Source organism: Pseudomonas sp. NPDC087612 (assembly GCF_044743505.1).
GTDB lineage: Bacteria > Pseudomonadota > Gammaproteobacteria > Pseudomonadales > Pseudomonadaceae > Aquipseudomonas.
In genome coordinates, this window is sequence record NZ_JBIUWO010000029.1 from 1 (window position 1) to 1,191 (window position 1,191).

At 57.5% G+C, this 1,191-nt stretch carries 1 protein-coding gene; it reads left to right on the forward strand.

Annotated features, from left to right (window positions below; all coding sequences use genetic code 11):
- The first annotated feature begins 64 nt into the window (after positions 1-64).
- Complete coding sequence (locus tag ACIOVF_RS28000) at positions 65-1,045, forward strand: IS5 family transposase (protein WP_401294206.1); 981 nt, start codon at positions 65-67, stop codon at positions 1,043-1,045.
- The last annotated feature ends 146 nt before the right edge of the window (positions 1,046-1,191 follow it).

The following is a 1,191-nucleotide window of genomic DNA, read 5'->3' on the forward strand; positions in this document are numbered from 1 at the left end:
GGAAATCCTGAAAAAGACTTCCTGATTTGGCAAAATCCCCGGACACCAATCGCCGAGCTTTTCAATGAAGCAAATGACCTTCGCCGATGCCGAGTACGCCGGTAAGCGCAAACAGACCCGCAAGGAATTGTTTCTGATCGAGATGGATCGGGTCGTACCCTGGAAGGGTTTGATTGCCCTGATCGAACCTCATTACCCGAAGGGCGAAGGGGGTCGTCCGGCCTATCCTTTGATGGCGATGCTGCGGGTTCATCTCATGCAGAACTGGTTCGGTTACAGCGATCCTGCGATGGAAGAAGCGCTGTACGAGACGACGATCTTGCGCCAGTTTTCCGGTCTGAGCCTGGAGCGCATTCCCGACGAAACCACCATTCTCAACTTCCGTCGCCTGCTGGAAAAGCACGAGCTGGCGGCAGGAATTCTGGGCGTGATCAATGGCTACCTGGGTGATCGCGGCCTGTCGCTGCGCCAGGGCACCATCGTCGATGCCACGCTGATTCATGCGCCGAGTTCGACCAAGAACCAGGACGGCAAGCGCGATCCGGAAATGCACCAGGCCAAGAAAGGCAATCAATGGTACTTCGGCATGAAGGCCCATATCGGTGTGGATGACGAGTCGGGCCTGGTGCATAGCGTGGTGGGCACGGCGGCCAATGTGGCCGATGTCACGCAGGTCGATAAGCTGCTGCACGGCGACGAAAACGTGGTCTGTGCCGATGCCGGTTATACCGGAGTGGAGAAACGCCCCGAGCATGAAGGTCGCCAGGTCATCTGGCAGATTGCCGCCCGGCGCAGCACCTACCAGAAATTGGGCAAGCGCAGCGTCCTGTACAAAATCAAGCGCAAGATCGAAAAAGCCAAGGCGCAGGTAAGGGCGAAGGTCGAGCACCCGTTCCGGGTGATCAAGCGCCAGTTCGGTTATGTGAAGACGCGCTTCCGTGGCCTGGCCAAGAACACGGCACAGCTGGTGACGCTGTTTGCGCTGTCGAATCTGTGGATAGCCCGCCGACATTTACTGAGCAATGCAGGAGAGGTGCGCCTGTAATGTGGGGAATAGCCGCCGCGAGGTGCTCGCAGCGGCTAAAAAGACAGGAATGAGTGAGTGATCTGAGCGTTTCGGATCGACTCGCCACGTTCAAAATCGGCGGTGGCCGAAGTCAGCCAGAAACACATGGCTACTTCAGACCATCC